Origin of the sequence: Pseudomonas sp., assembly GCF_035277045.1 — a bacterium.
Taxonomy (GTDB): Bacteria; Pseudomonadota; Gammaproteobacteria; order Pseudomonadales; family Pseudomonadaceae; genus Aquipseudomonas.
This window is the reverse complement of record NZ_DATELE010000076.1, coordinates 1-4,254: the sequence shown is the minus strand read 5'-3', so window position 1 is coordinate 4,254 and position 4,254 is coordinate 1. Positions and strand designations below refer to the sequence as shown.

Annotated in this window: 4 protein-coding genes; 3 read left to right on the top strand and 1 reads right to left on the bottom strand. The window is 65.9% G+C overall.

The genetic code is table 11. The features are described from left to right. The 3 genes from VJS90_RS03225 to VJS90_RS03215 all read left to right on the top strand — a co-directional run. Positions 1-488: ANTAR domain-containing response regulator (locus VJS90_RS03225; protein ID WP_324119038.1), on the top strand; the 488-nt coding region annotated here is incomplete at its 5' end. A gap of 167 nt (positions 489-655) precedes the next feature. Then, positions 656-1,867, top strand: coding sequence for a nitrate/nitrite transporter (locus tag VJS90_RS03220; RefSeq protein WP_324119036.1), 1,212 nt, complete (start codon positions 656-658; stop codon positions 1,865-1,867). 67 nt (positions 1,868-1,934) lie between these two features. Beyond that, the gene (locus VJS90_RS03215) at positions 1,935-3,605 is read left to right on the top strand and encodes a bifunctional protein-serine/threonine kinase/phosphatase (protein WP_324119040.1); all 1,671 of its coding nucleotides are present in this window, start codon (positions 1,935-1,937) and stop codon (positions 3,603-3,605) included. A 76-nt stretch (positions 3,606-3,681) separates the two neighbouring features. Here the strand turns inward: VJS90_RS03215 and VJS90_RS03210 are convergent. After that, positions 3,682-4,254: OmpA family protein (locus tag VJS90_RS03210; protein WP_324119034.1), on the bottom strand; the 573-nt coding region annotated here is incomplete at its 5' end.

The following is a 4,254-nucleotide window of genomic DNA, read 5'->3' as shown; positions in this document are numbered from 1 at the left end:
ACGCCGCCGGCCTGACCATCGACTTGCCTGCCTGCGTCGAAACGGTGCGTCCGGACGTGGTGCTGATCGATACCGAGTCACCGGGACGGGACGTGATGGAGCAAGTGGTGCTGGTGAGCCGCGACCGTCCCCGCCCGATCGTGCTGTTCACCGACGAGCACGACCCGGCGGTGATGCGCCAGGCGATCCAGGCCGGGGTCAGCGCCTACATCATCGAAGGCATCCAGGCGACGCGCCTGCAGCCGATACTCGACGTGGCCATGGCGCGCTTCGAGAGCGACCAGGCGCTCAAGGCGCAGCTCCTGGCCCGCGACCAGCAGCTGGCCGAACGCAAGCGCATCGAGCAGGCCAAGGGGCTGCTGATGAAGATGAAGGACTGCAACGAAGAACAGGCCTACACCCTCATGCGCCGCCAGGCGATGAGCAAGCAGCAGAAGCTGGTACAGGTGGCCGAGCAGATCATCGCGATGCATGAGTTGCTGGGCTGAGCAGATCTGCCAGGCCGGACAAAGGATTGGCCCGGCTCTTGCTACTTATCTGGTACAGGCAGCCAACGGCGGTTGCCCTCCCAACACGACAAAGACGTCGCCCGCCCTCGCCACCACCGTGGTCTGGGCAGCGGCGTCTTTTTTTGTTTGCCTGAGCGAGGTGCCCGATGAATACGAGCTTCTGGAAATCCGGCCATGTGCCCACCCTGTTTGCCGCCTTCCTGTATTTCGACCTGAGTTTCATGGTCTGGTACCTGCTCGGCCCCCTCGCGGTACAGATCGCCACCGACCTGCAACTGACCGCGCAACAGCGCGGCCTGATGGTGGCGACGCCGATCCTGGCCGGGGCCATCTTGCGCCTGGCCATGGGCGTGCTGGTCGATCGCCTGTCGCCCAAGACCGCCGGACTGATCGGACAGGTGATCGTCATCGTGGCCCTGGCGTGCGCCTGGTACCTGGGCATCCATACCTATGAGCAGGCACTGCTGCTGGGCGTGTGCCTCGGCGTTGCCGGTGCGTCGTTCGCCGTGTCGCTGCCCCTGGCTTCGCAGTGGTATCCGCCGCAGCACCAGGGCAAGGCCATGGGCATCGCCGGTGCGGGCAACTCCGGCACCGTGTTCGCCGCCCTGCTCGCCCCGGCCCTGGCCGCGGGCTTTGGCTGGAGCAACGTGTTCGGCTTCGCGCTGATCCCCTTGGTGCTGGCGCTGGTGGTATTCGCCCTGCTCGCGCGCAATGCCCCGCAACGGCCCAAGCCCAAGTCCATGGCAGACTACCTCAAGGCCCTGGGTGACCGGGACAGCTGGTGGTTCATGTTCTTCTACAGCGTCACGTTTGGCGGCTTCATCGGCCTTGCCAGCGCGCTGCCCGGCTACTTCAGCGACCAGTACGCCCTGAGCCCGATCACGGCAGGCTACTACACCGCCGCCTGCGTCTTTGCCGGTAGCCTGATGCGCCCGCTCGGCGGCGCCCTGGCCGACCGCTTCGGCGGCATCCGCACCCTGCTGGGCATGTATGCGGTGGCCGCGGTGTGCATCGCCGCGGTCGGTTTCAACCTGCCCAGCGCCACCGCAGCCCTGGCCTTGTTCGTCAGCGCGATGCTCGGCCTGGGCGCCGGCAACGGCGCGGTCTTCCAGTTGGTCCCGCAGCGCTTTCGCCAGGAGATCGGGGTGATGACCGGACTGATCGGCATGGCAGGCGGTATCGGCGGTTTCCTCCTGGCCGCAGGCCTGGGCACCATCAAGCAGCACACCGGCGACTATCAGATGGGCCTCTGGCTGTTCGCCAGCCTCGGCCTGCTGGCCTGGTTCGGCCTTTATGGCGTCAAGCAGCGCTGGCGCACCACCTGGGGCTCGGCGGCCGTGACCGCGGCACGTGTCTGACAGGCTTGTGGCTGAAAGCCCTATGACCGAAAGCCCTATGACTGAAAGCCCCTTGACCGAAAGCACCATGAGCCTGCGCCTGAGCTTCGCCCAGGCCAGCGCCACCGGCCCGCGCGAGGAGAACCAGGACGCCCTGCGCCTGGTGACACCCGCGCCAGAACTGGCGGCGAGCAAGGGCTACCTGTTCGCCCTCGCCGACGGCGTCAGCCAGTGCGCCGATGGCGGCCTGGCGGCGCGCGCAAGCCTGCAGGCGCTGGCCATGGACTACTACGCCACCCCAGCCACCTGGGGTGTTGCCCAAGCGCTGGACCGGCTGCTGCTGGCACAGAACCGCTGGCTACGCGCCCAGGGCGCAGGCCAGCCCTTGCTCACTACCCTCAGCGCCCTGGTCATGCGCGGCAGGCGCTTCACCCTGGCGCACGTCGGGGACTGCCGCGCCTATCGCTGGGCAGCGGGCAAGCTGCAACGCCTGAGCGAGGATCACGTCTGGGACCAGCCGGGCATGCAACACGTGCTCAAGCGCGCCCTTGGCCTGGACCAGCACCTGCTGGTCGACTACCTGGAAGGCGAGCTTGCGCCGCAGGATTGCTTCGTGCTGGTCAGCGATGGTGTCTGGGCTAGCCTGAGCGACCAGCAGATCGCGTCGGTGCTGCGCGATCAACCTGACCTGCAGCACGCGGCCAGCACCCTGGTCGGCACTGCTCACCACAGCGGCAGCCAGGACAACGCCAGCGCCCTGCTGGTACGTATCGACCAGCTCGGCCCGGTCAACCTTGGTGATACTCTGGCCCAGCTGCAGCAATGGCCGCTGCCCGCGGCCTTGCGCACCGGACAACTGATCGACGGCTGGCAGGTCGATTCGCTCATCGCGCAAAGCCGCCAGTCGCTGCTCTACCGCGTTCGCGACCCGCAGCACCAGTGCTGGCTGCTGAAGACACTGCCCACCACCCGCGCGCAGGAGGCCGGCGCCTTGCAAGGCTTGCTAATGGAAGAGTGGTTCCTGCGACGGGTGGCGGGACGTTATTTCCCGCAGGTGCATCCGGCCAGCCAGCGCCAGCACCTCTACTACCTGATGCGCGAATACCCGGGACAAAGCCTCGCGGCTCTGTTTGCCCAGCACGGGCCGCTGCCGCTGGAGCAATGGCTGGACCTGGCGCGCCAACTGCTGCAGGCGGTGGGGATCTTGCATCGGCGCAATCTGCTGCACCGCGACATCAAACCCGAGAACCTGCACCTGGGCGACGACGGCCAGCTGCGCATGCTCGACTTCGGCCTGGCCTACTGCCCAGGCCTTTGCGAAGACCAGCCCTGCGAGCTGCCAGGCACGCCTTCGTTCATTGCTCCCGAGGCATTCGACGGACAGCCGCCCAGCCCTCGCCAAGACCTGTACGCAGCTGGGGTGAGCCTGTATTACCTGTTGACCGGACACTACCCCTACGGCGAGGTGGAAGCTTTCCAGCGTCCGCGCTTCGGGACACCGGTCGGTGCGGCCCGCTACCGTCCCGACCTGCCCGAGTGGCTGCAGCGCAACCTGGAACAGGCCGTGGCGGCCGATCCTGCCCAGCGTTTCGAGACAGCCGAGCAGTGGCTGCTGCTGCTCGAGCAAGGTGATCGCCAGGTACTGGATCACCGCCCGCGTCCGCTGCTGGAACGCGAACCCCTCAAGGTCTGGCGTGGACTGGCGCTGCTGTCGCTCGCGCTCAACCTGCTCCTGCTGGTGCTGCTGCTCAAGGGCTGAGCGCCGCCGCCCTCGATAAATCCCAGGCAAAGAAAAACCCGGCCAAGGCCGGGTTTTTCGTGAAGCGTCAGACCAATTACTTGGCTTGTGCTTCTACTTGTGCTTCTACGCGACGGTTAACAGCGCGGCCTTCTTCGGTGGCGTTGTCAGCAACCGGACGGGTTTCACCGTAACCAACCGAGTCAACACGGCTCGATTCAACACCGTACTGCTGGGTCAGAACCTGCTTGACGGCGCCAGCGCGACGCTCGGACAGCTTCTGGTTGTAAGCGTCAGGACCGACGGAGTCAGTGTGACCTTCAACAGTGGTGGTGGTCTGTGGGTACTGCTTCATGAAGTCAGCCAGGTTCTTGATGTCACCGTAGCTGTTCGGCTTGACGACCGACTTGTCGAAGTCGAACTTGACGTCCAGCTCGACACGTACGACTTCGGCAACAGCCGGGCAGCCGTCGGCGTCAACGGTCACGTTGGCCGGGGTGTCTGGGCACTTGTCGACGTTGTCGCACACGCCATCGTTGTCGCTGTCGGAGCAGACTTCGGCAACTGGAGCAGGAGCTGGCTCAGCCTGTTGCTTCGGGCTACCGCCGAAGTTCATGCCGATACCGACGCTTGGAGCCCACTCGGTGTCGCCCTGGTCGATGTTGTACTG

What these genes read in the sequence shown, in the direction of transcription:
- VJS90_RS03220 (WP_324119036.1), top strand. Translation starts at nt 656, where the DNA reads ATGAATACGAGCTTCTGGAAATCCGGCCATGTGCCCACCCTGTTTGCC.
- VJS90_RS03215 (WP_324119040.1), top strand. Translation starts at nt 1,935, where the DNA reads ATGAGCCTGCGCCTGAGCTTCGCCCAGGCCAGCGCCACCGGCCCGCGC.